This window comes from Rhodopseudomonas pseudopalustris, from assembly GCF_900110435.1.
GTDB classification, from domain to species: Bacteria; Pseudomonadota; Alphaproteobacteria; order Rhizobiales; family Xanthobacteraceae; genus Rhodopseudomonas; species Rhodopseudomonas pseudopalustris.
Genome location: NZ_FODT01000004.1, coordinates 180,155 through 206,533 on the forward strand (window position 1 = coordinate 180,155; position 26,379 = coordinate 206,533).

A 26,379-nucleotide genomic window follows, 5' to 3' on the forward strand; every position below is an offset into this window, starting at 1 on the left:
ATGGATGCCATGGCAAACCCGACTGCATTCGCCGGCGATGCCGTGAGGCGCGCCGAGACTCATCCGCTACGCGACGTCTCGTTCGGCGAGATCGGGATCGCCACTGAGCGCCGCCCTGACGGCACCATCTACGTCCGCTCCACCACGTCGCTCGCTGACTATCCGGTGCGGATCACCGATCGGCTGCATCATTGGGCAGAGCAGGCCCCCGAACGCGTGTTCATGGCCGAGCGTGACGGCAATGGCGGCTGGCGCGGGATCACCTATGCGGAGATGCTGAGCGCCGCGCAGAAGATCGCCTCGGCGCTGCTGGCGCGTGGACTGTCGGCCGAGCGGCCGGTGATGATCCTGTCCGGCAATTCGATCGACCACGCCCAGATCATGTTCGGCGCGCTGTATGCTGGCGTTGCGATGTGCCCGGTGTCGCCGCCTTATTCGTTGGTGTCGAAGGATTTCGGCAAGTTGCGCTCCATCGTCGGATTGCTGACGCCCGGACTGATCTTCGCCGATGACATCACCCCATTCGCGCCGGCGATCCTCGCCACAGTGCCGAGCAAATTCGAACTCGCGGCGACGCGCGGCGAGGTCACAGGCCGTCGCGTCACCTCGCTCGACGAACTCATGAACACGCCTCACCATCCGGGCCTGGCGGTCGCGCATGACGCGATCGGCCACGACACCATCGCCAAGTTCTTGCTGACGTCCGGCTCGACCGGAAATCCGAAGGCGGTGATCAACACCCAGCGGATGATCTGCGCCAATCAGGTGATGATCCGCGAGGCGATGGCGTTCCTCAAGGACGAGCCGCCGGTGATCGTCGACTGGCTGCCGTGGAATCACACGTTCGGCGGCAACCACAATATCGGGCTGACGCTGTTCAATGGCGGCTCGATGTATATCGATGACGGCAAGCCGACGCCGGCCGGCATCGCGGCCACGATCCGCAATCTGCGCGAGATCGCGCCGACGGTGTATTTCAACGTCCCCAAGGGCTACGAGTCCCTGCTGCCGGTGCTGCGCGAAGACGCAGAGCTTCGAAAGATGTTCTTCAGCCGGCTGCACGCGATGTTCTTTTCAGGCGCCAGTCTCGCCGCCCATGTCTGGGAAGGGCTCGACGAGGTGGGGGCGCGAGAGACCGGCGCGCGGGTGCCGATGCTCACCGGGCTCGGCGCCACCGAGACTGCGCCGTTCTTCATGTCGGTGACGCCGCAGACCAGCCGCTCCGGCCATGTCGGCCTGCCGGTGCCGGGCAATGAAGCCAAGCTGGTACCGAACAACGGCAAGCTCGAAGTGCGGGCGAGGGGGCCGAACATCACGCCGGGCTATTGGCGCGCGCCGGACCTCACCGCCAAGGCGTTCGACGAGGAAGGGTTCTACAAGCTCAACGACGCGCTGAAGCCGGTCGATCCGGACGATCTCGCCGCGGGTTTCGATTTCGACGGGCGCATTTCCGAGGACTTCAAACTCGCCTCGGGCACCTGGGTCAGCGTCGGGCCGCTGCGCGCGAAGTTCATTGCCGCCTGCGCGCCGCTGGCGCGCGATGTGGTGATTGCCGGCCTCGATCGCGACGAGGTGAGTGCGCTGGTGGTGCTCGATGTCGATGGCTGCAAGCTGATCAATCCCACTCTGCCGCTCGACGATCTCGCCGGCATGGCTAAAGACGAGCTGATCCGCGAGGCGTTCCGCGAACGCTTCGCCAGACTGCTGACGCAGGCGACAGGCTCGTCGAACCGGATCACCCGCGCCATCCTGCTCGGCGAGCCGCTGTCGATCGACACGGGCGAAGTGACCGACAAGGGGTCGGTCAATCAGCGCGCGGTGCTGGAGCAACGCGCCGCGCTGATCGGCGACCTCTACGCCGTGCCGCCGCCGGCGCATGTGATTGCGCTGGATGAGGATGCTGAATGAGCCCCGTTGTTCCGGGGCGCCGCGCAGCGGCGAATCCGGAATTCATACTCACAGACCGGGGTTATGGAGCCCGGGTCCGCGCCAAGAGGCGCGTTCCGGAATGACGAACTTAAAGTTTGCGTACGGATATTGAGCCGGGTGCCGACAACGATGTTCACCAACCGCCGCGACGTGCAGATCCAGTGGGGCGATTGCGACCCGGCCAACATCGTTTACTACCCGCGCTACTTCGCGATGTTCGACGACTCGACCTCGGTGCTGTTCGAAGTGGCGGGCTGCTCGAAGCAGGACCTCGTCCGCGTCTACGGCCTGGTCGGCATCCCGATCGTCGACACCCGCGCCAAGTTCTACATTCCTTCGACTCACGGCGACTGGATCACGATCGAGAGCCGGATCGAGAAGTTCAACCGCTCGAGCTTCGAGGTCATTCACAAGGTCACCAAGGGCGACGATCTGGCGATCGAGGCGTTCGAAACGCGGGTGTTGGTCGGCCGTGATCCCGGCGATCCGAACAAGCTGAAATCCGTGGCGGTGCCGGCGAATATCATCGAGAAATTCATGCGGGGCTGACTTGCCGGCTTGGATGCCGTAAGGAAGACGAGACAAGATCAGGCCGAACGGTCGACCACAACAACAAGAGGGAGGAGGAGCACATGACCAAGTTCAAGCTGTCCGTCGCGGCGTTCGCCGTGGCGATCGCACTGCCGGCGCTGTCCGGCGCCGCGCTCGCAGAAACCAATGAAATCACGGTGGGCATCAGCGTCACCACCACGGGTCCTGCCGCCGCGCTCGGCATTCCGGAGCGCAATGCGCTGGAATTCGTGGTGAAGGAAATCAGCGGTCATCCGATCAAGATCATCGTGCTCGACGATGGCGGCGACCCGACCGCCGCGACCACCAATGCGCGACGTTTCGTCACGGAATCGAAGGCCGACGTGATCATGGGCTCGTCGGTCACGCCGCCGTCGGTGGCGATCTCGAACGTCGCCAACGAGGCGCAGATTCCGCATATCGCGCTCGCGCCGCTGCCGATCACGCCGGAACGCGCCAAGTGGTCGGTGGTGATGCCGCAGCCGATCCCGATTATGGGCAAGGTGCTCTATGAGCACATGAAGAAGAACAACGTGAAGACCGTTGGCTACATCGGCTATTCGGATAGCTACGGCGACCTTTGGTTCAACGATCTCAAGAAGCAGGGCGAGGCGATGGGCCTCAAGATCGTCGGCGAGGAGCGCTTCGCGCGGCCCGACACGTCGGTCGCGGGCCAGGCGCTGAAGCTCGTTGCCGCCAATCCCGACGCGATCCTGGTCGGCGCGTCCGGCACCGCCGCAGCGCTGCCGCAGACCACGCTGCGTGAGCGAGGTTATAACGGGCTGATCTATCAGACCCACGGCGCCGCTTCGATGGATTTCATCCGGATCGCCGGCAAGTCCGCGGAGGGCGTGCTGATGGCGTCCGGTCCGGTGATGGATCCCGAAGGACAGGACGACACCGCGCTGACGAAGAAGTCCGGCATGGCGCTGGTGAAGGTCTATGAGGAAAAGTACGGCCCGAGCAGCCGCAGCCAGTTCGCGGGCCACTCCTACGACGCCTTCAAGGTGCTGGAGCGCGTGGTCCCGGTTGCGCTGAAGAAGGCCAAGCCCGGCACGCAGGAATTCCGCGACGCGCTCCGTGAAGCGTTTCTCACTGAGAAGGACATCGCGGCGAGCCAGGGCGTGTACAATTTCACCGAAACCGATCGCTACGGCCTCGACGACCGTTCGCGCATCCTGCTGACGGTGAAGAACGGCAAGTATGTGATCGTGAAGTAAGCGCCGGATCACCGACGAACGATGCAATGGCCGGGGAAACCCGGCCATTGTCATATCCGCAGTTGTGCGCGGATGGACGGGAGGGCCGGCTCGACCGCGCTACGCCGGGGGCGAGAATCCGAGATAGCTCGCCACCACCTGCTCGTTGGCCGCGACATCGGAAGCGGGGCCGTTGAGCACGAATTCGCCGAGCTCCATGACGTAGGCGCGGTCGGCGATCTGCAGTGCCGCCTTGGCGTTCTGCTCGACCAGTAGCACCGAGACGCCGGCCTCGCGCAGTTCGCCGATGATGCGGAAGATGTCGGCGACGATGATCGGGGCGAGGCCGAGGCTCGGCTCGTCGAGCATCAACAGCTTCGGAGCGCCCATCAGTGCGCGACCCATCGCCAGCATCTGCTGCTCGCCGCCGCTCAGCGTGCCGGCGAGCTGCTTGCGGCGTTCCTTCAGCCGCGGAAACAGCGAGTAGACCCGTTCCTGCGAGACTGCCGCGATGGCTTTCGCGATTCGGAACGCGCCGAGTTCGAGATTGTCCTCGACCGTCATGGTGGCGAACAGCTCGCGATGCTCGGGCACCAGCGACAGGCCGGCTGCAACGCGGTCCTCGATGTCGAGGCGGGCGATGTTCTGGCCGTCGAAGGTGACGCTGCCCTTCAGCGGAAACACGCCCATCACGGCGCTGAGCAGCGTCGTCTTGCCGGCGCCGTTGGCGCCGACCACGGTGACGATCTCGCGCGGACGCACCTCGAGGTCGACCGAACGGACTGCTTCGACCTTGTCGTAGGACACCGAGACGCCGGACACTTGGAGCAGCGCGGTCATGCCAGGGCTCCGAGATAGGCCTTGATCACTTCGGGATTGGTCCTGATCGCAGCGGGCGTGCCTTCCGCGATCCGCGTGCCGAAATCGAGCACGACGATGCGGTCGGCCAGATCCATCACGAAGCCCATGTCGTGCTCGACCAGCAGCACCGACATGCCGCCGTCGCGAAGCTGCCGCAGCAGCGCGGCGAGGCGCTGCTTCTCCATGTGGCGCAGCCCGGCGGCCGGCTCGTCGAGCAGCAGCAGCACCGGATCGGCGCAGAGCGCGCGGGCGATCTCGACGATGCGCTGCTGGCCCAGCGACAGCGAGCCCGCAAGCTGATCGATTTCAGCGGCGAGGCCGACCCGCTTGATCTGGCGGGTCGCTTCGGCGAGCAGCCTGGCCTCGTCGGCGCGGTCGAACCGCAGCATACTGCTCAGCGCGCCGGAATGGCCGCGAAGATGCGCACCGATCGCGACGTTCTCGAGCACGGTCATGTCCGGCACCAGCTTGACATGCTGGAAAGTGCGGGCGATGCCGAGCTTCACCACTTGCTGCGGCGGGGTATTGTCGATCGGCCTGCCGTGCAGTTCGATCGTGCCGCCGGTCGTGGTCAGGATGCCGGTGATCAGATTGAAGGTTGTCGACTTGCCGGCGCCGTTCGGCCCGATCAACGCGACGATTTCACGGGCGTGGACGTCGAACGAGACGTCGTTGACAGCGATCACGCCGCCGAACTGTTTTCGCGCGCGTTCGACCCTCAGCAGCGTGCCGGTTTCCGCGAGCGTCCGCTCGCGCGGCGCCAGCGTGGCAGCCGGATCGATGCGCGGCCGACGGATCTTGAGCGGAATGAGGTTGCTCAGCCACGGCCAGACGCCGCCCGGCGCGAGCTGCAGGAGCACCACCAGAAGAATGCCGAAAACGATGATCTCGAGCTGGCCCTGGCCGCCGAACACCATCGGCAGATAGCCTTGCAGCACTTCCTTCAGGACAATGACGATTGCGGCGCCCAACACGCCGCCCCATACGTAGCCGGCGCCGCCGACCACGGCGATGAAAAGATACTCGATGCCGGCCTGCGGCCCGAACGGCGTCGGATTGACGCTGCGCTGGAAGTGCGCATACAGCCAGCCGGACAGGCCGGCCAGCACCGCGGCGTAGATGAAGACCAACAGCTTCGCCCGCGCGGTCTGCACGCCGAACGCCTCCGCGGCGATATGGCCGCGGCGCAGCGCGCGGATGGCGCGGCCGGTGCGGCTGTCGAGCAGGTTCATCGTCAGCAGTGCGCTGATCAGTACCATCGCCCAGATCACGAAGTAGATCGTCTCTGGATCGAACATCTGCACCGTGCCGATCGACAGCGGTGGAATACGCGAAATGCCGTCGTTGCGGCCGAGGAAATCCAGCTTGCTGAACAGATAATACAGCGAGATGCCCCAGGCGATCGTGCCGAGCGGCAGATAGTGCCCCGACAGTCGCACCGTCATCAGCCCGAGCAGCACCGCGGCGGCGCCGGCGACGAGGAGCGAGAGCGGCAGTGTCAGCCAGGGCGAGACGCCGTAGACCGTGGTCAGATAGCCGGTGGTGTAGGCTCCGAAGCCGCAGAACGCGGCCTGGCCGAAAGACGTGAGGCCGCCGACGCCGGTCAGCAGCACGAGCCCCATCGCCACCAAAGCGGCGAGCCCGATATTGTCGAGCAGCACGATCCAGAACGGCGGAATGCCGGGGATCAGCGGCAGCGCCGCCATTACGGCGGCGAACCATGCGATCGGAAGCCACCTCGGCATCGCGCTCAATCCTTCTCTTCTTCGACCGCGGGGGCGGCGAGCGAGCGCAGCACCAGCACCGGCAGGATCAGCGTGAAGACGATAACCTCCTTGAAATTCGAGGCGTAGAACGATGAGAAAGCCTCGACGACGCCGACCACGATCGCCGCGACCGCGGTGAGCGGATAGCTGACCAGGCCGCCGATAATCGCGGCGACGAAGCCCTTCAGGCCGATCAGGAATCCGGTGTCGTAATAGAGCGTTGTGATCGGGACGATCAGGATGCCGGAGATCGCGCCGATCACCGAAGCGAGCAGGAAGGCGAGTTGGCCCGACAGCGAGGTGCGAATGCCGACGAGGCGGGCACCGAGTCGGTTGACCGCGGTGGCACGCAGCGCCTTGCCGGTGCGGGTGTAGCCGAAGAACAGCCACAGCGCCGCCATCAGCGCGATGGTGATGGCGTAGACCGCGATGCTCTGGCCAGTGAAGCGCAACGGCCCGATCGTGACGGCAGCGTCGGACAGTGGCGGACCGCGAAGGCCCTCAGCGCCGAAAAACACCAGTCCGAAGCCCTGCAAGGCGAGATGGGTGCCGACGGAGGCGATCAGCAGTACCAGCACCGAGGTGTGCGCAAGCGGTTGAAACGCGATGCGATATAGAAACAGCCCGATCGCGGCGACGATCGCCAGCGACAGTGCGATGTTGACGGCGACGCCGGGCCTGGTGCCGGGCAGCACCATCGCCAGACCGAGCACGACTGCCGGAAACACCAGATAGATCAGCGCGGTCCGCATCACCTTGCCGGCGTACAGCGACTTTCGCACCCTGAACAGTTCGAAGCAGAAGGCGACAATGCCCATCACCATCGCAAGCTGAGCGGTGCCCGGAACGCCTCCGGCGGACAACGTCGCATAGGTCAATGCGCCGAAAGTGATGAATTCGCCCTGCGGAATGAGGATCACCCGCGTCACGGCGAACACCAGCACCAACGCCAGCCCGAGCAGCGCGTAGATTGCACCGTTGGTGATGCCGTCCTGCAGCAGGAACAGCAAGATGGTGGTGTTCAAACGGACGCTCCCCCTCACGTGCGAGACTGCGGCAGCGCCGCCGCACGCCCACCAGGCAGTTGAATTCTGCGCCGGCATTTTGATATGTTGAATAACAATTATTAGGTATAAGCTCAAGGCCCGCGTGCAGGATCGGGCTGCCGCAATCGATCAGAACTTGAGCCAAGGCGATGACCGTTCCCAAAGTCACCCCAATCGCCAAGCCGCCCCGGGCCGCGCGTAAGGAAACGCTCGCCGAGCCTGCGTCCGTCGCCGGCGAGTTGATGATGGGTGAGCTCGCGCAGTTGCTCGGCTACGCGTTGAAGCGGGCTCAGCTACGGGTGTTCGAAGACTTCCTGCAATGCGTCGCGCCGGTGCAGCTCACGCCCGCGCAGTTCTCGGTGTTGCTGCTGCTCGACAACAATCCGGGCCGCAATCAGACCGAGATCGCCGCCACTCTCGGCATCCTGCGGCCGAACTTCGTAGCGATGCTTGATGCGCTGGAAAGTCGTGGCCTGTGCCAGCGCACGCGATCGTCGAACGATCGCCGTTCTCATATCCTGATGCTGACCGACCACGGCCGCGCCACATTGATGCGGGCCAAGAAACTGGTGGCGACCCGCCACGAGGCGCGACTTAGTGAACTGCTCGGCGAGGACAATCGCGTTGCGCTATTGGCGATGCTCGCGAAGATTGCGCGCGAGTTCTAAGGCCTCTCGGCGGTAGCTATATTCCAGATTTCGTAAGTTATATGGGCGTGTTTCGGGTTCCGCTTCACGACGTGGTAACGCTATGCATGACGACTCGCAATGGTGCCGGGGTGCGTTAAGTGATGCGTAGTCCATCGACGGTAGCTCGGTTGGTGGAAGGTGGCGGAATTGATATGCTCAGAGTATGGAATTGTCTCGAAACACAGCATGACTGGCGACTGCTTCTGGTCGCCGGGCTCGTCGGCTTTCTCACCAGCCTCGCTGCCGTCAATCTGTATCAGCGCGCACGCGGCGATACCGAACGGCCGAACCTGTCCTGGCTGCTCACCGCCGGCGTAGTCACCGGCGTCGGCATCTGGTCGACCCACTTCATCGCGATGCTGGCCTATCTGCCGGGGTTCGACTTCGATTTCGATTTCAGTCTGACGATCGCTTCGCTGATCGTCGCCGCCGTGATGGCTACGCTCGGTCTGTCGGTTGCGGCCTACGGGGAAGCGCGTTGGACGACGGTCGTCGGCGGTGGATTGGTCGGCGCTGGCATTGCCGCGATGCACTTCATGGGCGTGACGTCGCTCAATTTCGCGACCCTGTGGGATTGGGACCTCGTCGCCGTCGCGCTTCTGTTCGGACTGTCGCTGTCGGTCGGCGCGGTCGCCCTCGCGCAGCGTGGCGAGACGCTGCGGTCTTTGGCCGGCGCTGCTGGGCTACTGGCGCTTGCGATCGGCTCACATCACTTCATCGCCATGGGCGCGATGGACGTTCTGCGCCCGATCCAGATCTACGACGCCACCGGTCGAATCTCGCCGCTGACGCTGTGTCTGACGATCGCTGTCGTGACCGGCGCAATCGCCGTTGCCGCTCTGCTCGTCGCTCTGGTCGATCGTCGGAGCAATCGGCGGGTCGCGGAGCGTAGTATGCAACTCGACGTCGCCCTCAACAATATGGGCCGAGGCCTGTGCATGTTCGATGTCGGTGGTCGGGTGCAGCTGTTCAACTCGCAGTATCTGGAGATGTACAATCTGCGCGCAAGCGATATCAGGAGCGGCGACGATCTCGATCGTCTGCTGCATCTGAAGACGGCGGTGGGGACGAGCCCCAGCGATGTCGACGCGCATTGTGGGCATCTGTCGGCGGCGATCGCCGAGCGGATTCCGGCGGACTGGATGACCGCGCTTCCGGATGGCCGCAAGATTCACGTCACCTATCAGCCGATCGCCAATGGCGGATGGGTCATCACGCATGAGGACTGTACCGAGCGGGTGCAGAACCGCGCCCGGATCGACTTTCTGGCGCATCACGACGCCCTGACGCAATTGCCAAACCGAATCGCCTTCGACAGGCACCTCGAAGAAGCAATCCTTCGCGCCAAGGCGACGCGGTCGAGTTTTGCGGCGATCTGTGTCGATCTCGACCGCTTCAAGGAGATCAACGACGTCTATGGGCACGGCGCCGGCGACGCGTTTCTTCGCGACGTCGCGCGGCGGCTGACCGCGGCGGGCGATGGCGCATTTGTCGCCCGGATCGGCGGAGACGAATTTGTGATCGTGGTAGAAAAGGGCGTCCAGCCGAGAGCCGCGGAAGAGCTGTGCGGGCGGATCGTCCGAGCGTTCGATTTGGATTTCCAGTTGAAAGGTGGCGCCGTCAAGGGAGGGTGCTCGATCGGCGTCGCGATCTATCCGGACAACGGCAGCAGCGCGGAAGAGTTGATCGCGAACGCCGATGCTGCTCTTTATCGGGTGAAGGCCGACCAGCGGGGCTCGTTCCGGTTCTTCGAAACGACGCTCGACGCCAGCCTTCGCGAGAAGCGTATGCTGCACAAGGAACTGATCGAGGCGGTCGAGGCCGAACAGTTTGAGCCGTTTTTCCAGCCGCAGGTGACGGCGTCGGGGGAGGTCGTCGGCTTTGAAGTGCTGGGGCGCTGGCGTCATCCGAACCGCGGTCTGGTGATGCCGGCGCGTTTCATCGCGCTCGCGGAAGAGACCGGGCTGATCAGCGGAATCGACGAGCAGATCCTGCGTGCGGCCTGCCGAGAGGCGGCGTCGTGGGACAGGCCGCTGTCGATCGCTGTCAATCTGTCGCCGATCGATTTCCGACGCGGCGACGTGGCGTCGATGATCCTGTCGATCTTGTTCGAGACCGGGCTGAGTCCGGGCCGCCTGAACGTCGAGATCACCGAGGGCGTCCTAATGCAGGACGACGGCCGCGCGATGAGCCAATTGCGCCGCATCAGGGATCTCGGCGCGCATCTGGCGATGGACGATTTCGGCAGCGGCTACTCTTCATTGTCATATCTGCAGGCGTTTCCGTTCGACAAGATCAAGATCGACGGAACTTTCGTGGCGCAGCTCGGCAGCAATCCGCAGTCGCGGGCGATCGTCAGGGCGATCATCGGGCTCGGGCACAGCCTCGGCCTGTCTGTCATCGCCGAGGGCGTTGAGACGAACGCGCAATTCGAACTCCTGGTCGCTCTGGGGTGTGACGAATTCCAGGGCTATCTGATCGGCCATCCTGCGCCGGCCGCGGCATATCGCGATTTGACCAGTGCTGAGAGCGCGACGCCTGCGTCGATCGCGGTCTGATCGACCGCCCGGCGGTCGGCGCTACGGCAAAACTTCGCGCCGTTCGGCGAGGCGGGCGTCGAACGCGGCTCGCTTGTCGTCGAGCAGGCCGTTATCGGCGGCCTCGATCGCGCTGAACAATTCGTTTGCGTCGCTGATCCGGGTCACCGTGACGTAATTCGCGCCGGCCGCGTATAGCGTAGCGACATCCGCCAGAAGATCCGCGGTTGCGATGATCCGCGCGTTCGGATTGAGCGCCCGGACGTGGCGCACCAGCCGCTCGTTGGTCGCGCCTTTCAAGAGCGAATCCGGCACGCTGAGGATGATGATCTCGGCCTTTCCGACGCCGGCGTGCAGCAACGTGTCGGCACTGCTGATGTCGCCGTAGATGACGTGCATGCCGCGCGCGACGAGGGTGCGATAGACGTTTGGATTGAAGTCGATCACGCTGATCTGCTTCAACAGCTCCTCGTTCTGGCGCTCAATCTCGCTGATCAGCGCGCTGGCGGCGCGGAAGAAGCCGAGGATCACGATCCGACGCACCGCGCCGTGGCTGGCCTCGTCCTCGGGATCGGCCGCTCTGTGGTCGAGATCGCGCAGGCCGAGCGCCTTCAGCAAGCGGATCGCGCGGCGGGTGATCGGATCACTGCGCACCATGACGAAGGTCGACAGCACCGCCAGCAACACGAAGGCGAACGACGCGGCGCTCGCGGTCTCGGTGCGGATGTGGCCGGCGGCGATGCCGGTCTGGATCACCACCAGCGAGAACTCGCTGATCTGCGCCAGGTTCAGCGCCGGCAGCAGGCTGGCGCGCAGGCCTTGGCGCATCAGATACAGCGGCAGGAAGGTGGTCGCCACGCGGCTCACCACCGTGAACGCGGCGATCGCCAGCGCCAGCATGATCACCGACCCGTTCGGGATCGGGATCGTCATGCCGACCGCGACGAAGAACAGCGTGATGAAGAAGTCCCGCAGTGTCGTCACCTTGGCGGTGACGTCGAGCGCATAGGGGAAGGTCGACAGCGACACGCCGGCGACCAGCGATCCCATCTCGCGCGACAGATGCAGCCGCTCGGCGATCTCGCCGATCAGGAAGCACCACGCCAGCGCGCCGAGCAGCACAAGCTCCGGCGTGCGCGCGATGCGGTGGAACAGCCAGGGCAGCACGTAGCGGCTCAGCACGAGAGCCGTGGCCACCAGCACGGCGACGCGGCCGATCGACAGCAGCAGCACGCTGACCTGCAGATCGGCGAGGCTCGGCTGCACCGCCAGGAACAGGATCGCGAAGATGTCCTGCAGCACCAGCACGCCGAGCGTGAGCCGGCCGGGCAGGGTGTCGAGCTCGCGCTTTTCGTACAGCACCTTGACGATGATGACGGTGGAGGACAGCGCGCAGGCGACGGTGAGATAGACCGCGTCGAACTGTCCGCCGCCGATCGACAGGCCGATGCCGACGAAGAACGCGAGGCCGAGCAGGCATCCGCCGATCAACTGTCCGCCGGCGGCGACCAGAATCACGCTGCCGGCGCGGACGACCTTCTTCAGGTCGATCTCGAGTCCGATCATGAACAGCATGAAGATCAAACCGAGCTCGGAGATCACCGAGATCGAGTCCTGCGATCGCACCAGACCGAGGCCGAATGGACCGATCGCAAAGCCGGCGATAAGGTAGGCGAGGATCAGTGGCTGACGGAAAAAATGCGCCGACAGCCCGAGCATCCAGGCGAACAGGATGCACAGCGTGATGTCGCGAATCAGTTCGTGCATACCCTCGGCCGCCGTTGAAGTGCCGGGCGGCACAATAGAGGTAATGACATGGCTCTGAAAGACATAAGTCGAAACCTTTGCTCGATCAGCCGGATTGGTGTCGGCGGGCGAGTCGCCGCAGTCATGGTTGGCCTGTTTCTGGTGTCGGCCGATCAGGGCTGGGCGCAGGGGCGCGGCGCCGGGCCTGGGATCGAGCAGGCCTTCGCGGGGGCGCTGACCACAGCGCCGGAGCCGCTGAACGTGGCCGGCTCATTTTATGTGCCGGCCTATTCCAGCGTGTCGCTCAGCCAGGGCAAGGCGCGCGCGGACTTTTCGGTGACGCTCAGCATCCACAACGCCTCCGAGACCAAGCCGCTCGTGATCCGACGCGTCGCCTATTTCGACGGCTCCGGCAAGATGGTCGAAAGCTATCTCAAGGCGCCGGTGGCATTGAAGCCGTTCGCCACGATCGAGGCGTTCGTCCCCAACCTCGACGTCCGCGGCGGCACCGGCGCAAATTTCGTTGTCGACTGGGCAGCGTCCGGCGAGATCGCCGAGCCGGTGATGGAAGCGCTGATGCTCGGCAGCTTCGCCAGCGGTCACTACGCTTTCATCTCCCAGGGCCGCCCGATCCGGATCACCGGCAAGGATTGAGTCCTCAGAGCGCGTCTTCCTGCGGCCGATAGCCCGTTGCGGCGTTTGTCCCCGATGGTGAGGAGGCGTTACGCTGGCGCGTGCTGTGATGCCAGGCGGCCCGCGTCGAGATATCGATCTCTGGCTGTAGCTGCTTCTCATCGCCCGCCGGCAGCAGCTAAACCAAGATCACCCGGATATCGTTGACGTTGGTCAGCGTCGGGCCGGTGACGAGCAGGTCGCCGGTGGCTTCGAAGAAGGCGGTGGCGTCGTTGTCGGCGAGCGCGGCGGCGGGATCGAGCTTCAGACTATCCATCCTCGCAAAGGTCTGCGCGTCGATCAGCGCGCCGGCGGGATCGGTGGCGTTGCCGGCGCCGCCGTCGGCGCCGTCGGTGTCGGCGGCGAGCGCGGCGACGTCCGGCAGATCTTTGAGATGCATCGCCAGCGCCAATGCGTATTCCTGGTTCGGGCCGCCGCGACCTAGGCCGCGCACCGTCACCGTCAATTCGCCGCCAGACAGGATCGCCAGCCGCTTGCCTGCCGCTCGGGCGTCGCGCGCAAGCTTCGCGTGAGCCGCCGCGACGTCGCGGGCTTCGCCTTCGAGATCGGCGCCGAGATCGACGATTGCGTAGCCGGCCTCGCGCGCAACCTGGATCGCAGCGTCGAGCGATTGCCGCGGGCGCGCGATGATGTCGAAGCGCGCTCGGGCGAAGGCGGGGTCGCCCGGCTTGCAGCTTTCATTGCGCGGGTCATGAAGCGCGGCGCGCACCGCATCGTCGATATCGAGGGCATAGCGCGCCACCAGCGCGCGGGCGTCGGCCAGCGTTGTCGGATCGGGAACCGTCGGCCCGGAGGCAATGGCGGAGGGTTCGTCGCGCGGGACGTCGGAGATCGCCAGCGTCACGATCCCGGCGGCGCGGGCGCCAGCGCGGGCGAGGCGGCCGCCCTTGATCCGCGACAGATGCTTGCGGACGGTGTTGACCTCGCCGATCGGCGCGCCGGAGCGCAGCAGTGCCCGCGTGGTCTGCTGCTTCTGCGCCAGCGTGATGTCTTCGGCCGGAAGGATCCAGTTCGCCGATCCGCCGCCCGACAGCAACACCAGCAACAGATCGTCTGCGGTCGCGCTTTCAGCCAGTCGGAGGCTCGCTTCGGCGCCGCGCAAGCCTTCCGCATCGGGCATCGGATGGCCGGCCTCGATCACCTCGATGGCGCGTGTCGGCACGCGATGGCCATGGCGGGTCGTGGCGATGCCGATCAGCCGCGACGATGCGAGGCCGAGCGCGTCGAGATAGTGCCGTTCGGCGGCGGCAGCCATCGCGGCTGCGCCCTTGCCGGCGGCAAGGCAGATGATCCGGCCGGGCGGCAGCGGCGGCAGATGCGCGGCGAGAATGCTGTCCGGATGCGCGGCCGCGACGGCGGCGTCGAACATCGCGCGGAGCAGGGGGCGTTGGTCGGTCATGGCCCGTTGTGGCAGGCGGGCCGCGGCGCGGCAAGACGTCCGTCATTCCGGGGCGGGCGCTTGCGCCCGAACCCGGAATCTCTGGCGGTCGACAACTTCGGGATTCCGGGTTCGCGAGCTGCGCTCGCGCCCCGGAATGACGAGGCTGTTAGAGAAGGCGTGACTAGAGCGTTTTCGAGCGAAGTGGAAACCGGTTCGCGTGAAGAAAACGCGTCAGAACAAAAAGTGAGAGCTCCGGTTCTGATTCTATCAGAACCGGAAAAGCTCTAGCCGCCGGTCGGTGCGGCGACTTCGCCTTCGATCACGTCGCCGAACAGCTTCCAGTTCTCGCCCTCGAACCGCATCAGTTGCAGCTGTTCGATCGGTGAGAAATCGGTTGCGCTGGTGTTGAGCTTGATGCCCGGCAGCAGCCCGCCGAGCTGAATGTCCTTCAGGTTGGCGGCCTGTTTCATCACGTTCTCGCGGGTGAGATCGTCGCCGCACTGCTTGATCAGGATCGCGACGGTTTCGGCGATGTTGTAGCCGGTGGTGAACGACGAATCGGCGCGGCTGGCCTGCGGCGCGTGCTTCGCCAGGAAGTCGTAGTATTCCTTCATGCCGGGGTCGTTTTCCCACTGCTTGTCGGTGGCGTCCTTGGCGTAGGAGGCGGAGACGATGCCCTGGGCATTCTCGAAGCCGGCGGGTTTCATCACGCTGCCGGTCGAGGCCGAGACGTTCGGCACGATCATCATCGGCTTCCAGGCAAGTTCAGCGACCTTCTTGATGGTCTGCGCGGCGAATTTCGGCGTGGCGAAGATCACCAGCACGTCGGGCGCCGCTGCCTTGATCTTGACGATGTGGGAATCGACGGTCGGCTCGGTCAGTTCGTAGCTGTCTTCGACCACGATCGAGGACGCCTTGTCGCCGAGACCATCCCTCAGGCCCTTGAGATAGTCCTTGCCGAAATCGTCGCCCTGATACAGCACGGCGATCTTCGCGCCCGGCTTTTCCTTCAGCAGATATTTGGCGTAGATCCGGCCTTCGCTCTGGTAGCTCGGCAGCCAGCCCATCGTCCACGGAAAGTGCTTCGGGTCGTTCCATTTGGTGGCGCCCGACGCCAGGAACAGATGCGGCACCTTCTTGACGTTGAGGTATTTCTGGATCGCCGTGTTGGACGGCGTGCCGAGCGGGCTGAACATGAACAGCACTTCGTCGCTCTCGACCAGCTTGCGGGTCTGCTCGACCGACTTCGGCGGCGAATAGGCGTCGTCGTAGGAGATGTAGACGATCTTGCGGCCGTTGATGCCGCCCTTGTCGTTGATCATCTTGAAATAGGCTTCTTGTGCCCGGCCGACGCTGCCATAGGCCGAAGCCGGGCCGCTATAGGGCACGATGTTGCCGATCTTGACTTCGGTGTCGCTGGCGCCGGGGCCGTATTTTTTCTGCGCTATCGCTTGGCCGCCAGCGGCGGACAGAAGGGCAGCGGTTGCCAGAGTCGCGATTGATCGGGAGAGTGCCGACATCAGAGTTTCCTCGCTTGTTGTTGGTCCCGGTGCGCTTGCCGCGCGACAGCGTAGCAGGCGTGGTGAGGGTTAGCCCGTTCGGCGCCGTTGCTCAACCCGCAAGGATCGCGGACAGTTTCCGAAGTTCATGCGCTTTGCGTTGAACGGCAAGTCTCGCTGCCTTGTGCGGTTCCTAGGCCGCCCCAGCCTTCAGATACGCGGCGGCGATCTTCAGGTCGTCGACGAACCGTGCGTATTCGCGGGCCTTTGCGTCGTCGTCGGGCAGCCGGAGCAGATAGGATGGGTGCACCGTGACCAGCACCTGCGGGCCGCCGTTGTGATCGATCAGATGGCCACGGTTCTTGTTGATCGGTGTGGCCCTGCCGAGGACGCTCTGCGCCGCGGTCGCGCCCATCGCCACCACGAGCTGCGGGCGCACCGCGGCGAGCTCGCGCTCGTACCAAGGCCGGCACGCCTTGATTTCCGGCATCGCCGGCTTCTGGTGCAGGCGGATCTTGCCGCGCGGCACGAATTTGAAATGCTTCACCGCGTTGGTGACGTAGGTCTCGGCGCGATCGATCCCGGCTTCCGCCAGCGCGCGGTCGAGCATCTGGCCAGCCGGGCCGACGAACGGGTGGCCGGCGAGGTCTTCCTTGTCGCCGGGCTGCTCGCCGACCAGCATCACGCTTGCATGCGGGGGACCTTCGCCGAACACGGTCTGCGTCGCGTCCTTCCACAGATCGCAGGCGCGGCAGTCGCGCGCCTGTTCGCGCAAGGTTTCGAGCCTATCGCCTTCGTGTCCGGCTCGGCTCATCGGCTGTTCCTGCCGTTGTGGTTTCTTCGGCGCGGTCGCCTCTGCCGCGATCATCGCGTGCGCGGCGCGCTCGGCATGCTCGATCAGCGGCTTGATCAACGCTGCTTCCGGCAGATTGCGCCAGTATTTCTTCGGCATCTCCGCCTGCATCGCTTTGGTCTTCAGCCGCGCCGGATTGAAGATGCTGGCGTAGTAGGTCAGCCAGGTTTCTTCCAATCGATCCTCGGATGGGGCCATCGCCTTGGCGACGCCCGGCGTGACCGCAATGGCGTGGCCATCCCAATGCGCGCAGACGTCCGGCGTCAGGATCGACCACGCCATGTCGGCGAAACGCCGAGCGAAGAACGGCGCCGCCGCTTCGACGATATGGTGCTCCGGCTCGAACCAGGCGACGTAGCGCGACTTCGGCTCGCGGCCGATCTCGCGAAAGCGGACGAAGGCGTGCATCTTGTGTTCATCGCGGCGCACCGCCTTCACCATCGCCTGCAGTCGCGCAACGTCCGGATCGGTCGCGACCTGCAACAGCTCCGGGTTGGCGCGCAGCCGCCACAGCGCTTGATACAGCCAGGCGAAGCGCTGCGGATCGCGGTGCAGGATCGCGATCGCCGCAAGCTCGACGAAGCGGGCGGGAACGTTGAAGGTGCCGGACGACGGCGCACTCGGGGAGGGCGCAGGCGGCGCTAGCGCATCGAACAATTCGGGCTCGTCGCCTGCCACCGTCCAACTGATATCAGCCGGCGCGACCTCCGCCAGCACAAGCTCCCGCGCCGCCTTGCGCCAGCCATGGAAATCGGTGTCGCTGTCGAGCCGGATGGAATGCATGGTGGTGATTCTGTTATCTCCCTTAAATCTGTTAGTTCGTCACCCTGAGGCGCCGTCGCGCAGCGACGGCCTCGAAGGATGACGACCTCGTTTGTATTAGAATCCAAATCCAAGTTGCTGCGCCTTCGGCCGGAACCGTTCCGCCAGCCGCGCGCTGTCGAGGAGATGCGGCGTCGGGCGGTGGTCGGAGAGAACGATGAACGGCAGCGCCTTGTTCCGCGGGATGTGCAGGCGCGCGAGATCCATGCTGCGGATCGCGCTGTGTCGCCGCGTTGCGATGATGCGCTCGACGGCTTTGCGGCCGAAGCCCGGAACCCGAAGCAGATCCTCGCGGCTGGCGCGGTTGACGTCGAGCGGGAAGCGCTCGCGATGCCGCAGCGCCCAGGCGAGCTTCGGGTCGATCTCCAGCGACAGCATACCTGCGGACGGGTCAATGATTTCGCCGGCGTCGAAGCCGTAGAACCGCATCAGCCAGTCGGCCTGATACAGCCGGTGCTCGCGGATCAGCGGCGGAGCCTGCAGCGGCAGGGCGCGGCTGGAATCCGGGATCGGGCTGAACGCCGAGTAGTACACCCGCTTGAGATTGTAGGAACCGTAGAGATTGGCGCTGGTGTCGAGGATGGTCTGGTCGGTGGCGGCGTCGGCGCCGACGATCATCTGTGTGCTCTGGCCGGCCGGGGCGAAGCGCGGCGGCTTGGCGCGGCTCGGCGCGGTGCGCGCCTCCTTGGCCTCGTCGAGCTTCAGCCGCAGCCGCCCCATGGTGCGGCGGATGGCGCGGACGTTCTTCTCCGGCGCCAGCGCGGCGAGGCTTTGCTCCTCAGGCACTTCAATATTGATGCTGAGGCGATCGGCATAGCGGCCGGCTTTGCTGATCAGCGCGTCGTCGGCCTCCGGGATTGTCTTGAGATGGATGTAGCCGCGGAAATGGTGCTCCTCCCGCAAGCGCCGCGCCACCTCGACGATCTGCTCCATGGTGTAGTCGGCGCTGCGGATGATGCCCGACGACAGGAACAGCCCCTCGATGTAGTTGCGGCGATAGAAGTCGAGCGTGAGCTGCACCACCTCGTCGACGGTGAAGCGCGCGCGCGGCACGTTCGACGAAGCACGGTTGACGCAATACAGGCAGTCATAGTTGCAGGCGTTGGTGAGCAGTACCTTCAACAGTGAGATGCAGCGGCCGTCCGGCGCATAGGAATGGCAGATCCCCATGCCGGGCGCGGTCGAGCCCAGCCCCTTGCCGTCGCGGCTGTCGCGTTTCTCCGTCCCGCTCGAGGCGCAGGAGGCGTCGTATTTCGCCGCATCCGCCAGAATGGCCAGCTTGCGCTGCACGTCCATGCTTGGAATCTCCTTGATTCAACTCGCGAAAAAAAATGGCGCAGGACCTCGGTGCGATCCCGATTGACTCCCCACCACGCTAGGGCTTTATTAGAACATATCATGAACAAATGAGCCGGCAACGGGTTCAATTGAATCTCGAAACGGCAGTCAAAAAGGAGCGGCGCATGAACGGCGCGCGCCAAGACACGCTTGCGCGCCTGCAAGGCGCCATCGACCGGCTCGAAAGCGGGACGGCCGAGATCGTCCGGCGCGCTCCGCTCGGTCACGCGGAAGCTGACGCAACGCTGCAGGGCGGCCTGGCGCTCGGCGCGTTGCACGAGGTGTTCGCAGACGGCGGCCGCCACAGCGCGGCGGCGACGGGGTTCGTCGCGGGGCTGGCGCGTCGTCTGGCTGAGCAGCGTTTTCTGCTGTGGATCCGGCCGGATTTTTCCGCGCGCGAAAACGGCGATCTGGCGATGGAAGGCTTCGCCGAACTCGGGCTTGATCCGCGGCGCATCGTGCTGGTGCGCGCGCCCGATGCCGACCGCGCGCTACGCGCCGCCGCCGACGCGCTCGCCTGCAACGGGCTCGGCGCGGTGGTCACCGAGCTATGGGGCGAGACCCGCGCCTTCGATCTCGTCGCGTCGCGCAAGCTGACGCTGGCGTCGATGCAGTCCGGCGTCACCGCGCTGATGCTGCGGATCTCCGCGATGCCGCAGGCCTCGACCGCCGAGACGCGCTGGGTGGTGCGCGCGGCGCATTCGCCGCCGGTGGAAGGGTGGGGCGCGCCGGTGCTCGAAACTTCGCTCATCCGCAATCGTCACGGCCCAACCGGCCGCTGGATCATGGAATGGAATTGTGATGCGTGCCGCTTCCGTGAACCGCAGACGCATCCTCGGCCTATGGCTGCCGCGGTTGTCGACCGATCGTATCGAACGGAGGTCGCCGCCCCCGAGCGCCTCGCCGGCTGAGGGCGCGCGCGCGCCACGTGTGGTCGCCGCCAAGCGCGACAACGCGCTGGTGGTCGTCGCCTGCGATGCGTACGCGACGCAAGGCGGGCTGATGCCGGGGATGCCGCTTGCCACCGCACGCGCAATGCATCCGGCGCTGGAGGTGATCGATCACGATCCCTTTGCCGACGCCGCGCTGCTTGCGGCGGTCGCCGACTGGTGCGATCGCTTCACCCCGCTGGTCGCGCTCGACGGCGCGGACGGGCTGTTACTCGACATCACCGGTTGCGCGCATCTGTTCGGCGACGAGGCTGAACTGCTGGCGATGTTGTCGGCTGCGCTGATGCGGCAAGGTTTTGCAGTGAGCGCGGCGATCGCCGGCACTGCGGTGGCGGCGCGGGCGCTGACACGCGGTGCGCCGGGCAAGATTGTCGCGCCGGGTGAGGAGGCGGGCGCGGTGGCGCCGCTGCCGGTGGCGGCGCTCGGCGTCGATGAGGCGATCGTGCGCGGCCTGCGCCGCGCCGGCCTGACGACGATCGGCGACGCGCTCGCGCGGCAGCCGTCCGAACTCGCCGCCCGCTTCGGCGAAGCCTTCGTCGCAGTGCTGCGCCGCGCCAGCGGTGAAGACGACGCGCCGATTTCGCCGCGCAAGCCGGCGCCGGACTACGTCGTCGACAAGCGCTTCCCTGAGCCGATCGCCACGATCGAGGTGATCATGCCGACGCTGGTGAAGCTGGCGCGGCTGTTGATCGGCGCGATGGAACGGGGCGGCAAAGGCGCGCGGCAGCTCACGGCGTCGTTCTTCCGCAGCGACGGCGCGGTGCGGTGCATCACAGTCGAGGCCGGGCAGCCGGTGACACGAGTCGAAGTGGTGGAACGGCTGTTCGCCGAAAAGCTCGACGCGCTGGCTGATCCGCTCGATCCCGGCTTCGGCTTCGACCTGATCCGGCTCGCGGCCAGTCACAGCGTGACGATCACCGAGGCGCAGCGCGGTTTCGACACCACCGCGCATCAGGCTGAAGATGTCGCCGCGCTCGCCGATACGCTGTCGGCGCGGCTCGGGGCGCGGCGGGTGATCCGGTATCTGCCGCAAGACACCCACATTCCCGAACGCGCCGCGCTCGCGGTGCCGGTGCAGCATTGCCCGCCCGATGGGGCCGATGCGCCGTGGCCGGCGCGCACCGATGAGCCGCCGCTGCGGCCGTTGCGATTGCTGCAGCAGCCGGAGCCGATCGAGGTGCTGGCCGGGGTTCCGGACGGTCCGCCGGCGCAATTCATCTGGCGGCGGGTCACCCATCGGGTGGCGCGCGCCGAAGGTCCGGAGCGGATCGCGATGGAATGGTGGCGCGCCGCCTCGCCGGAGCTGACACGCGATTACTTTCGCGTCGAGGATGATGCAGGCTCACGATTCTGGCTGTTCCGGGATGGGCTCTACGGCCGCGAGATGATGCCGCAGACGGACGGCAGCGGTCATCCGCGCTGGTACATGCACGGTCTGTTCGCGTGAAAAGGCCGGTCGCATGAAGGTCCCGGCCTATGCCGAGATCGGCGTCACCACCAATTTCTCGTTCCTCGAAGGCGGCTCGCATCCGCAGGACTATGTTCACGAGGCGAGCCGGCTCGGGCTGGAGGCGATCGGCATCGCCGACCGCAACACGCTGGCCGGCGTGGTGCGGGCCTATAGCGAACTCGGCAATGAGGACCTCATCCATAAGCCGAGGCTGCTGATCGGCGCGCGGCTGGTGTTCGCCGACGGCACGCCGGACGTGCTCGCTTATCCGGTCGATCGGGCCGCCTATGGGCGGCTGTGCCGTTTGCTCAGCGTCGGCAAGCTGCGCGGTGCGAAGGGCGAATGCCATCTCGCCGTCGCCGATCTCGAAGCGTTCAGTCAGGGCCTGTCGCTGGTGCTGATGCCGCCTTATCGTTTCCAGGCCAGCGCCATCGCCGCCGCGTTGCAGCGTCTGACCGCGCTCGAATCCGGCGGAGTCTGGCTCGGGCTGACGCCGTATTATCGCGGCGACGACAAGCGGCGGCTGGCGCGGCTGAAGCGCGTGGCGTGGGCCGCCCGGGTGCCGGGCATCGCCACCAACGACGTGCTGTATCACCACCCCGAGCGCCGCGCGCTGCAGGATGTACTGAGCTGCGTGCGCGAGAAGACCACGATCGACAAGATCGGGCGGCGGCTGGAGGCGAATGCCGAGCGGCATCTGAAACCCGCAGCCGAAATGGCCCGGCTATTCCGCGCGGACCCGGACGCGATCGCCGAGACGTTGCGCTTTGCCGCCGGCATCTCTTTCACCCTGGACGAATTGAAATATCACTATCCCGACGAGCCGGTGCCGCCCGGCAAGACCGCGCAGCAGCATCTCGAGGATCTGACCTGGGAAGGCGTCGCCGAATATTTTCCAGCTGGCATCAGCGATAAGCTACACGCCACCATCGACAAGGAACTGGGGATCATCGCGCATCGCGGCTATGCGCAATACTTCCTCACCGTGCACGACATCGTTCGCTACGCGCGGTCGCAGGACATCCTGTGCCAGGGGCGCGGCTCGGCCGCCAATTCGGCGGTGTGCTACGTCCTCGGCATCACCTGCGTCGATCCGACAGAGATCGACTTGCTGTTCGAACGTTTCGTCTCCGAGGAGCGCGACGAGCCGCCGGACATCGACGTCGATTTCGAGCATTCGCGCCGCGAAGAGGTGATGCAATACATCTATCGCCGCTATGGTCGCCACCGCGCTGCGATCGTCGCTACCGTGATCCACTATCGGCCGCGCTCGGCGATCCGCGACGTCGGCAAGGCGCTGGGCCTCAGCGAGGACGTCACCGCCGCGCTGGCCGATACGGTGTGGGGAAGCTGGGGCAAGGGCCTGAGCGAGATGCAGGTGAAGCAGGCCGGGCTCGATCCGCACAACCCGCTGATCGGGCGTGCGGTCGAACTCGCCACCGAGCTGATCGGCTTTCCGCGGCATCTGTCGCAGCATGTCGGCGGTTATGTGTTGACCCAGGACCGGCTCGACAGCTACGTGCCGATCGGCAACGCGGCGATGGAGGGTCGTACCTTCATCGAATGGGACAAGGACGACATCGACGCCATCAAGATGATGAAGGTCGACGTGCTGGCGCTCGGCATGCTGACCTGCATCCGCAAAGGGTTCGACCTGATCGCGCAGCACAAGGGCGTGCGCTACGCGCTGTCCGACATCAAGTCGGAGGACGACAACGCCGTCTACCAGATGCTCCAGCGCGGCGAGTCGATCGGCGTGTTTCAGGTCGAGAGCCGGGCGCAGATGAACATGCTGCCGCGTTTGAAGCCGAAATGTTTCTACGACCTCGTCATCGAGGTTGCGATCGTGCGGCCGGGCCCGATTCAGGGCGACATGGTGCATCCCTATCTGCGCCGTCGCAACAAGCAGGAGCCGGTGGTGTATCCCGCGCCGGCTGGTCACGCAGGCGACGCCAACGAACTCGAAGTTATTCTCGGCAAGACGCTCGGCGTGCCGTTGTTTCAGGAGCAGGCGATGCGGATCGCGATCGAGGCCGCGCATTTCACGCCGGACGAAGCCAATCAGTTGCGCCGGGCGATGGCGACGTTCCGCAATGTCGGCACCATCGGAAAGTTCGAGAGCAAGATGGTCGGCAATCTGGTGGCGCGCGGCTATGATCCGGTGTTCGCCAAGAACTGCTTCGAGCAGATCAAGGGGTTCGGCTCTTACGGCTTTCCCGAGAGCCATGCTGCGAGCTTCGCCAAGCTGGTCTATGTCTCGGCCTGGATGAAGTGCGAGCATCCCGACGCGTTCTGCTGCGCGCTGTTGAATTCGCAGCCGATGGGATTCTATGCGCCGGCGCAGATCGTCGGCGACGCGCGAGCCAACGAGGTCGAGGTGCGGCCGGTCGACGTGTCGTTCAGCGACGGCCAGTGCACGCTGGAGGAACGTTGCGGCAAGCATCACGCGGTGCGGCTCGGCTTTCGCCAGATCGACGGTTTCGTCTGGGCCGACCCGGATGAGGAGCGGGTGCGGCGGGAGGCAGGACTTCTGCCCAGCGAGGATTGGGCGGCGCGGATTGTCGCGGCGCGTGCGCGGGGGCCGTTCAATTCGCTTGAGCGGTTCGCGCGCCTGACCGCATTGCCGAAGCGGGCGCTGATCCTGCTTGCGGATGCCGATGCGTTCCGCTCGCTCGGGCTCGATCGCCGCGCGGCGTTGTGGGCGGTGCGGCGACTGCCCGACGACGTGCCGCTGCCGCTGTTCGAGGCCGCCAGCGCATCCGAGCAACTCGATGAGAATGCAGCGCCGCTGCCGCAAATGCCGACGGCCGAGCACGTCGTCGCCGATTATCAAACCGTGCGGCTGTCGCTGAAGGGGCACCCGATGGAGTTTTTGCGCCCGCTGTTTGCGGCCGAGCGCGTCGTGACCTGCCGCTCGATATCGGAGTCCCGCGTCAGCGGCCAGCGGATGCGCTGCGCCGGCGTGGTGCTGGTGCGGCAGCGGCCGGGCAGCGCCAAAGGCGTGGTGTTCATCACGCTGGAGGACGAAACCGGAATCGCCAACCTCGTGGTGTGGCCGGCGGTGATGGAGACGTTTCGCAAGGAGGTGATGGGTGCGCGGCTGCTGTGGGTCGAGGGCCGAATCCAGGCGAGTCCGGAAGGCGTGGTGCATCTGGTCGCCGAGCGCCTGAGCGACCGCAGCTTCGAGATGACGCGGCTGTCCGACAATCTCGCGGCGCCGCGGCTCGGCGAATTGCACGAGCCGCTCAACGATGACCGCCGCGAGCATCCCGACAACCCCGCCCAGCGCATCCGCCACCCCCGAGACGTCCGCATCCTGCCGCCGTCGCGGGATTTTCATTGAAGTAATCCCGGCGCAAGAATCGTCATTTCGATGTATATGCTCTTGTGTAAATGCACTTGCGCGCCTCGAACGATGGATGACAAAACATCATGGGTGCGCGGGTCAGGCCCGGGAATGACGCCGAGGATGTGATAGTCGTCGCGCTCTGTCGGATCATGCGAATTCCACATGTCCAAGAAAGACTGCTGATGCAAACGCCCCGCGAACTACTCGCCGGACTGTGGACCTCGGTCGGCGGCGATGGCGCTGCGCTCGATCGCGTGACGCTCACCGGTGACGAGCCGCAACTGCCGTCGTCGTTTCGGGGCGATGCCGCGGCGCAGGTGTCGATTGCCGCGAGCGGGCTTGCCGCGGCGGAGATCTGGCGGATGCGCAGCGGACGCGCGCAAACCGTCAGCGTCGACACCCGCCACGCTGCGATCGAGTGCCGCTCCGAGCGCTATCTACGCCGTGACGGCGAACCGCCGCCGCCGATGTGGGACCCGATCGCCGGCGTCTACCAGGTCAGCGGAGGCCGCTACGTCCGGCTACACACCAATTTTCCGCATCATCGCGCGGCCGTTTGCGAGGTGCTCGGCTGCAAGTCCGAGCGCGAGGCCGTGCAGGTCGCGTTGTTGCATTGGGACGGCGAGGCGTTCGAGACCGCCGCGTATCGAGCGGGTGGCGTCGTCGCGCTGATGCGGTCGCGCGAGGAGTGGCAGGCGCTGCCGCAGGCCGCCGCGCTCGACGCGCTACCGCTTGTGGAAATCACGAAGATCGGCGACGCCGCGCCAAAACCGTGGCCGGCGGGCGAGCGGCCGCTCGCAGGTCTGCGCGTGCTCGACCTGTCGCGGGTGATCGCCGGGCCGGTCACCGGCCGCACACTCGCGGCCCACGGCGCCGAGGTGATGCTGGTGTCGAGCGAGAGATTGCCGTCGATTCCGTGGCTGGTGATCGACACCGGCCGCGGCAAGCTGTCTAGCTTCGCCGATCTCACCACGACGGAGGGCCACGCCGCGCTGCGCGATCTGCTTACCGACGCCGACATCTTCTCGCAGGGTTATCGCCCGCAATCGCTGGCGGCGCTCGGCTTCTCGCCGGAGGAGGCGGCAACACTCAATCCGGGTATCGTCTATGTGTCGCTGTCCGCTTATGGCCGCAGCGGTCCGTGGGCGACGCGACGCGGCTTCGACTCGCTGGTGCAATGCGCCACCGGCTTCAACCATGCCGAGGGGCAGGCGGCTGGCGTCGCGGGGCCGAAGGAACTGCCGATGCAGGTCCTCGACCATGCCACCGGCTATCTGATGGCGTTCGGCGCGATGATCGCCAAGGCGCGACAGGCGCGGGAGGGCGGTAGTTGGCATGTCCAGGTCTCGCTCGCCCGCACCGGCAAATGGCTTTGGGAGATGGGACGGCTGGCAGAAGGGCTCGCCGCTCCGGACATTGCGCAAGTAGCAGCGGTCCCGTTTCTCGATCAGGCATTGTCCGGTTTCGGACAGCTGACAGCGGTGCGCCACGCGGCGATGCTGTCGGAGACGCGGGCGTATTGGGCGCGGCCTGCCGTGCCGCTCGGCACCGACCCGCCGCGTTGGCCGGCGCAGGGCTAGCAAGAGGGGCATCCAGCACTGCCGGCACGGCGGTTTGTTGTGCGACTCTGGGACGTAGCCGAAATCGATTGGCCAGTTCACGGTTTGAGTAAGCAGTCGTGCACTTAAAGCAGGAGGACTT

General features: G+C 65.6%; 18 protein-coding genes. 10 read left to right on the forward strand and 8 right to left on the reverse strand.

Going from position 1 to position 26,379, the window contains the following annotated elements; translation table 11 throughout:
- The 3 genes from BMY71_RS09695 to BMY71_RS09705 all read left to right on the forward strand — a co-directional run bounded on the left by BMY71_RS09695 (position 1) and on the right by BMY71_RS09705 (position 3,719).
- Complete coding sequence (locus BMY71_RS09695; protein ID WP_092683386.1) at positions 1-1,908, forward strand: feruloyl-CoA synthase; 1,908 nt, start codon at positions 1-3, stop codon at positions 1,906-1,908.
- Positions 1,909-2,058: 150 nt separating this feature from the next.
- Entirely contained in the window at positions 2,059-2,478 is a 420-nt protein-coding gene (locus tag BMY71_RS09700; protein WP_011502307.1) for an acyl-CoA thioesterase, read from the forward strand.
- An 83-nt stretch (positions 2,479-2,561) separates the two neighbouring features.
- On the forward strand, positions 2,562-3,719 hold the full coding sequence (locus BMY71_RS09705; protein WP_092683388.1) for an ABC transporter substrate-binding protein: 1,158 nt from the start codon (positions 2,562-2,564) through the stop codon (positions 3,717-3,719).
- A gap of 99 nt (positions 3,720-3,818) precedes the next feature.
- Here the strand turns inward: BMY71_RS09705 and BMY71_RS09710 are convergent, their stop codons facing one another.
- From BMY71_RS09710 to BMY71_RS09720, 3 genes are read right to left on the reverse strand one after another with little or no spacing between them, the layout of a single operon-like run.
- A complete protein-coding gene (locus BMY71_RS09710) occupies positions 3,819-4,538 on the reverse strand; it encodes an ABC transporter ATP-binding protein (RefSeq protein ID WP_092683390.1) in 720 nt (239 codons plus the stop codon).
- Positions 4,535-6,304: a branched-chain amino acid ABC transporter ATP-binding protein/permease gene (locus BMY71_RS09715; protein ID WP_092683392.1), complete on the reverse strand. Its 1,770-nt coding sequence runs from the start codon at positions 6,302-6,304 to the stop codon at positions 4,535-4,537. The genes BMY71_RS09710 and BMY71_RS09715 overlap by 4 nt, the downstream gene beginning before the upstream one ends.
- Before the next feature lie 5 nt (positions 6,305-6,309).
- Positions 6,310-7,350, reverse strand: coding sequence for a branched-chain amino acid ABC transporter permease (locus BMY71_RS09720; protein WP_011502311.1), 1,041 nt, complete (start codon positions 7,348-7,350; stop codon positions 6,310-6,312).
- Between the two features lie 170 nt (positions 7,351-7,520).
- Between BMY71_RS09720 and BMY71_RS09725 the strand changes: the two genes are divergently transcribed.
- Both BMY71_RS09725 and BMY71_RS09730 read left to right on the forward strand, forming a co-directional pair.
- Positions 7,521-8,039, forward strand: a complete 519-nt coding sequence (locus BMY71_RS09725; protein ID WP_092683394.1) for a MarR family winged helix-turn-helix transcriptional regulator — start codon at positions 7,521-7,523, stop codon at positions 8,037-8,039.
- A gap of 173 nt (positions 8,040-8,212) precedes the next feature.
- Positions 8,213-10,618: a bifunctional diguanylate cyclase/phosphodiesterase gene (locus BMY71_RS09730; RefSeq protein ID WP_011502313.1), complete on the forward strand. Its 2,406-nt coding sequence runs from the start codon at positions 8,213-8,215 to the stop codon at positions 10,616-10,618.
- A 21-nt stretch (positions 10,619-10,639) separates the two neighbouring features.
- Here BMY71_RS09730 and BMY71_RS09735 read toward each other — a convergent pair whose 3' ends face one another.
- Entirely contained in the window at positions 10,640-12,364 is a 1,725-nt protein-coding gene (locus tag BMY71_RS09735) for a cation:proton antiporter (protein ID WP_092683396.1), read from the reverse strand.
- A 123-nt stretch (positions 12,365-12,487) separates the two neighbouring features.
- On the opposite strand from BMY71_RS09735, the gene BMY71_RS09740 reads away from it, so the two are divergent.
- The gene (locus BMY71_RS09740; protein ID WP_139202618.1) at positions 12,488-12,997 is read left to right on the forward strand and encodes a DUF3124 domain-containing protein; all 510 of its coding nucleotides are present in this window, start codon (positions 12,488-12,490) and stop codon (positions 12,995-12,997) included.
- Positions 12,998-13,154: 157 nt separating this feature from the next.
- Here the strand turns inward: BMY71_RS09740 and BMY71_RS09745 are convergent, their stop codons facing one another.
- The 4 genes from BMY71_RS09745 to BMY71_RS09760 form a co-directional block, all read right to left on the reverse strand.
- Positions 13,155-14,435: a glycerate kinase type-2 family protein gene (locus BMY71_RS09745; RefSeq protein WP_092683398.1), complete on the reverse strand. Its 1,281-nt coding sequence runs from the start codon at positions 14,433-14,435 to the stop codon at positions 13,155-13,157.
- A gap of 266 nt (positions 14,436-14,701) precedes the next feature.
- A complete protein-coding gene (locus BMY71_RS09750; protein ID WP_011502317.1) occupies positions 14,702-15,937 on the reverse strand; it encodes an ABC transporter substrate-binding protein in 1,236 nt (411 codons plus the stop codon).
- 172 nt (positions 15,938-16,109) lie between these two features.
- Positions 16,110-17,552, reverse strand: coding sequence for a UdgX family uracil-DNA binding protein (locus BMY71_RS09755; RefSeq protein ID WP_092683400.1), 1,443 nt, complete (start codon positions 17,550-17,552; stop codon positions 16,110-16,112).
- A gap of 96 nt (positions 17,553-17,648) precedes the next feature.
- On the reverse strand, positions 17,649-18,887 hold the full coding sequence (locus BMY71_RS09760) for a putative DNA modification/repair radical SAM protein (protein WP_011502319.1): 1,239 nt from the start codon (positions 18,885-18,887) through the stop codon (positions 17,649-17,651).
- 167 nt (positions 18,888-19,054) lie between these two features.
- Between BMY71_RS09760 and BMY71_RS09765 the strand changes: the two genes are divergently transcribed.
- From BMY71_RS09765 to BMY71_RS09780, 4 genes are all read left to right on the forward strand, one after another.
- The gene (locus tag BMY71_RS09765; RefSeq protein WP_092683402.1) at positions 19,055-19,840 is read left to right on the forward strand and encodes an ImuA family protein; all 786 of its coding nucleotides are present in this window, start codon (positions 19,055-19,057) and stop codon (positions 19,838-19,840) included.
- Positions 19,731-21,326 (forward strand): Y-family DNA polymerase, encoded by a 1,596-nt coding sequence (locus BMY71_RS09770; RefSeq protein WP_283804812.1) that lies wholly within the window; start codon positions 19,731-19,733, stop codon positions 21,324-21,326. The genes BMY71_RS09765 and BMY71_RS09770 overlap by 110 nt, the downstream gene beginning before the upstream one ends.
- 13 nt (positions 21,327-21,339) lie before the next feature.
- Entirely contained in the window at positions 21,340-24,672 is a 3,333-nt protein-coding gene (locus tag BMY71_RS09775; RefSeq protein ID WP_092683407.1) for an error-prone DNA polymerase, read from the forward strand.
- Positions 24,673-24,860: 188 nt separating this feature from the next.
- A complete protein-coding gene (locus BMY71_RS09780) occupies positions 24,861-26,258 on the forward strand; it encodes a CoA transferase (RefSeq protein WP_092683409.1) in 1,398 nt (465 codons plus the stop codon).
- Positions 26,259-26,379: the final 121 nt, after the last annotated feature.

Excerpts from the sequence above, each read along its gene's own strand:
- BMY71_RS09695 (WP_092683386.1), top strand. The coding sequence starts at position 1 with ATGGATGCCATGGCAAACCCGACTGCATTCGCCGGCGATGCCGTGAGG.
- BMY71_RS09700 (WP_011502307.1), top strand. The coding sequence starts at position 2,059 with ATGTTCACCAACCGCCGCGACGTGCAGATCCAGTGGGGCGATTGCGAC.
- BMY71_RS09705 (WP_092683388.1), top strand. The coding sequence starts at position 2,562 with ATGACCAAGTTCAAGCTGTCCGTCGCGGCGTTCGCCGTGGCGATCGCA.
- BMY71_RS09710 (WP_092683390.1), bottom strand. The coding sequence starts at position 4,538 with ATGACCGCGCTGCTCCAAGTGTCCGGCGTCTCGGTGTCCTACGACAAG.
- BMY71_RS09715 (WP_092683392.1), bottom strand. The coding sequence starts at position 6,304 with ATGCCGAGGTGGCTTCCGATCGCATGGTTCGCCGCCGTAATGGCGGCG.
- BMY71_RS09725 (WP_092683394.1), top strand. The coding sequence starts at position 7,521 with ATGACCGTTCCCAAAGTCACCCCAATCGCCAAGCCGCCCCGGGCCGCG.
- BMY71_RS09730 (WP_011502313.1), top strand. The coding sequence starts at position 8,213 with ATGCTCAGAGTATGGAATTGTCTCGAAACACAGCATGACTGGCGACTG.
- BMY71_RS09735 (WP_092683396.1), bottom strand. The coding sequence starts at position 12,364 with ATGCACGAACTGATTCGCGACATCACGCTGTGCATCCTGTTCGCCTGG.
- BMY71_RS09740 (WP_139202618.1), top strand. The coding sequence starts at position 12,488 with ATGGTTGGCCTGTTTCTGGTGTCGGCCGATCAGGGCTGGGCGCAGGGG.
- BMY71_RS09745 (WP_092683398.1), bottom strand. The coding sequence starts at position 14,435 with ATGACCGACCAACGCCCCCTGCTCCGCGCGATGTTCGACGCCGCCGTC.
- BMY71_RS09750 (WP_011502317.1), bottom strand. The coding sequence starts at position 15,937 with ATGTCGGCACTCTCCCGATCAATCGCGACTCTGGCAACCGCTGCCCTT.
- BMY71_RS09755 (WP_092683400.1), bottom strand. The coding sequence starts at position 17,552 with ATGCATTCCATCCGGCTCGACAGCGACACCGATTTCCATGGCTGGCGC.
- BMY71_RS09760 (WP_011502319.1), bottom strand. The coding sequence starts at position 18,887 with ATGGACGTGCAGCGCAAGCTGGCCATTCTGGCGGATGCGGCGAAATAC.
- BMY71_RS09765 (WP_092683402.1), top strand. The coding sequence starts at position 19,055 with ATGAACGGCGCGCGCCAAGACACGCTTGCGCGCCTGCAAGGCGCCATC.
- BMY71_RS09770 (WP_283804812.1), top strand. The coding sequence starts at position 19,731 with ATGCGTGCCGCTTCCGTGAACCGCAGACGCATCCTCGGCCTATGGCTG.
- BMY71_RS09775 (WP_092683407.1), top strand. The coding sequence starts at position 21,340 with ATGAAGGTCCCGGCCTATGCCGAGATCGGCGTCACCACCAATTTCTCG.
- BMY71_RS09780 (WP_092683409.1), top strand. The coding sequence starts at position 24,861 with ATGCAAACGCCCCGCGAACTACTCGCCGGACTGTGGACCTCGGTCGGC.